Raw genomic sequence first — 2589 nt, 5'->3', positions numbered from 1 at the left:
TATAAGAATGTGGCCAGTAACACTTGATACCTTTGGCAGAAGTGATTCCCCAAGGTCAGAATTGTACGTGAAATACGGGTTGAGGCAAAAGTCATATTCCGTTGCACGCAACGAATTTGCGGAAAAGGCCAGAAGAAAATTAGAAGCTCTTGGACTTCATGTACCAGACGATACTGCAAACAGAAAGTTTCTCTAATCTTATGCTAGAAGGATTTGCTTATGAAAGATGTTACCAAAAATGCAATATTTAAAAGGCTTAACGGTGACTTTGAATATTATGCTCGTTATCAACGGATTAAACAAATTAGTTCAAGAGTTAGAGTGTCAGAGTATTTAATCACTACAGCGTGCAATATAAGGTGTAAAGGTTGTTGGTTTTTTGAATATGACTTTGACAAAAGAACAAAAGATTTGTCCAAAAAGGATGAAATTAAAAAGTTTCTTATCTCTGAGAGGAATAGAGGTATCAATACTAGTCTGATTATAGGAGGCGAGCCTACGCTCCATCCCAAAAGACTCGAATTATTTGCTGAGATTATGGAGTTTAATAGCATATCAACCAATGGTCTTAAAGCTTTGCCCAAAGAAGGCTTTAAGGATTTTTCGGTTTTAATCTCTTTGTTTGGTGGTGGCTCTCTAGACGATGACCTGCGAGCGATCAAACCTAACGGAAACTCCTTTTCGGGTCTATTTGAGACTGCTCTTAAGAACTATAAATATGATCCGAGAGCCCATTTCATTTTTGCAGTGACTGAAGATGGAATTGCTCATATCGAAGAGACAGTGAGAAAAATATCGGAAAATGGAAATACAGTCTCAGTTAATTTTTATAGTAAGTATGGTACGAGCGATCCACTCCGGACCAAGTACGAAAAAAGATTACTTGATGAAATTTTGCGAGTCAGGGAGTTGTTTCCAGAGACACTCGCTAGCCACCCTTACTACATTGAAGCTATGGTAACAGGGAAAAGTCACTGGGGAGATTTTGGATATGATGTTTGCCCCAGTGTGAGTGTAGACCATCCACAAAATGCTGAAAGAATTAAGAACGGTAATGCTGTACTTCCAGGATTTAATGCCTACGCCTCAGACTGCAAAACGGTAAACTTTTGCTGCACTTCAGGACATTGCGAGGATTGTAGAGACAGCCAAGCTGTAATGAGTTGGATAATGATAAATCAAAAGAGATTCGTCAAAGATGAAAATCTACTCAAAATATGGATTGAGATTGCAGAGAGCTATTGGCATCAATTTGTATGGGCTCATGATTTCCGCTATTCCGCGCCATCATTGCAAACTAGCGAAAATCTTAATCTGAGAAATCAGCACCATCTTCTAAAGGAGGTTGGCTAATGCAATCTATGCAAAGCGTTCAGGAGCAGAAAGAATATTTGCCAGACGTAGGCTACATCATTGAGTCCCAATTACTCTTAAGTGAGAAGGAAGTAGTAGATGGAGCCAAGTTCATTGGCGATTTAAATCCTGTACATAATGACCCAGATAACGAACAAACAATTCGTCTTGGAGGGATTATTGCAAGTGGCAGCCATATCACTGCAGTATTTTCCGCTCTTCTTCCTACTCACTTCATGAAATTTGGTCCTATGCTTGGAGCTCACATGGATGTAAAGTTCACAGCACCGATAAAACCCAATACAATCTACACTATGAATTGGGTTGTACAGTCAAAGGAGTATAAAAAGAGTCTCGGCGGTACAATTTACGCCAATGCGGGTACTATTATCGATCCAGCTGGCAATGTGACAGTTAGAGCAAACGCAAGCATCATCCTCTACTAGAACTATTTAGAGGGGTGTTGATTGCTAACCCGAAAACGCCCCTCAAGTTTACTTGTTATTATTCGTTCTGAAAATTCAGATGCCGTTGAAGCAGCGATGACAAAGCATATCTGCGGCTCAACTACTGTCCATGCTGATGAAAATGCCGCTTATGATGTATTGAGTGCATACTAAAATAGTACCGACTAAACACACCAGTCAATTGATCTACATGTATCAACTCTCGATATGTTTCTAATTGTTTTGAAGTATTCAAGTGTTTAACAAGTCATTGTTGAAGAGTTGAGAGAGATAGTGGCTTCTTTAGGAAGTCGGTAGCGCTCAATACCATTGATGTCTGGTAAGTAAACATCTAGCACAATGATATCTGGTTTATACAATTGGCAAAACTTAACTGCACTTTTACCGTTTGCAACAATACGGATTTTCTTTAATGCTGTGAGGTTGTTTGATATAAGTTCAGAAGTAATGGCGTCATCTTCAACAATCAGAAGTTGACCTGCGAGTAGCTTATTTACATCTTTAGACATGTGGACACCTCACAACTTTGTCTACTAGTAGTAATAGTCTTGGCGATGTCTACCATTAGTCAAAAGACTATTTCACTGTACGCGCAGTTATTGCTTGAACAAGCATGAGGGTCATTCTCACAGCAGAAGCTTTTATCATTTTAGTTATCTATGCCTATTTTTAATTATTTGGCAGTTTTTCGAAGAATTCACAAAAAGCGCGTTCATTTGGCCGTCATCATTCTGATGCCGATTTCGAGGGGATGGGCGCAAAACCCCAT

Annotated in this window: 4 protein-coding genes and 1 pseudogene; 4 read left to right on the top strand and 1 reads right to left on the bottom strand. The window is 39.4% G+C overall.

The features are described from left to right. The 4 genes and pseudogenes from NO989_RS21685 to NO989_RS21670 form a co-directional block, all read left to right on the top strand. Nucleotides 1–196 (top strand): annotated as a pseudogene (locus NO989_RS21685) (phenylacetic acid degradation protein); the annotation flags it as partial. A 23-nt stretch (nucleotides 197–219) separates the two neighbouring features. Continuing rightward, complete coding sequence (locus tag NO989_RS21680; protein WP_015068649.1) at nucleotides 220–1353, top strand: radical SAM protein; 1134 nt, start codon at nucleotides 220–222, stop codon at nucleotides 1351–1353. Beyond that, complete coding sequence (locus NO989_RS21675; protein WP_015068648.1) at nucleotides 1353–1799, top strand: MaoC family dehydratase; 447 nt, start codon at nucleotides 1353–1355, stop codon at nucleotides 1797–1799. Before NO989_RS21680 ends, NO989_RS21675 begins: the two co-directional genes overlap by 1 nt. A 21-nt stretch (nucleotides 1800–1820) precedes the next feature. After that, nucleotides 1821–1973 (top strand): hypothetical protein, encoded by a 153-nt coding sequence (locus tag NO989_RS21670; RefSeq protein WP_020742482.1) that lies wholly within the window; start codon nucleotides 1821–1823, stop codon nucleotides 1971–1973. An 86-nt stretch (nucleotides 1974–2059) separates the two neighbouring features. Here the strand turns inward: NO989_RS21670 and NO989_RS21665 are convergent, their stop codons facing one another. Continuing rightward, nucleotides 2060–2329 (bottom strand): response regulator, encoded by a 270-nt coding sequence (locus NO989_RS21665; protein WP_015068647.1) that lies wholly within the window; start codon nucleotides 2327–2329, stop codon nucleotides 2060–2062. Nucleotides 2330–2589 lie beyond the last annotated feature (260 nt).

The organism is Alteromonas sp. DY56-G5, from assembly GCF_041414725.1.
Lineage (GTDB): Bacteria > Pseudomonadota > Gammaproteobacteria > Enterobacterales > Alteromonadaceae > Alteromonas > Alteromonas macleodii.
Note: the sequence above shows the minus strand (reverse complement) of the source record. Positions and strands in the feature narration are given on the sequence as shown.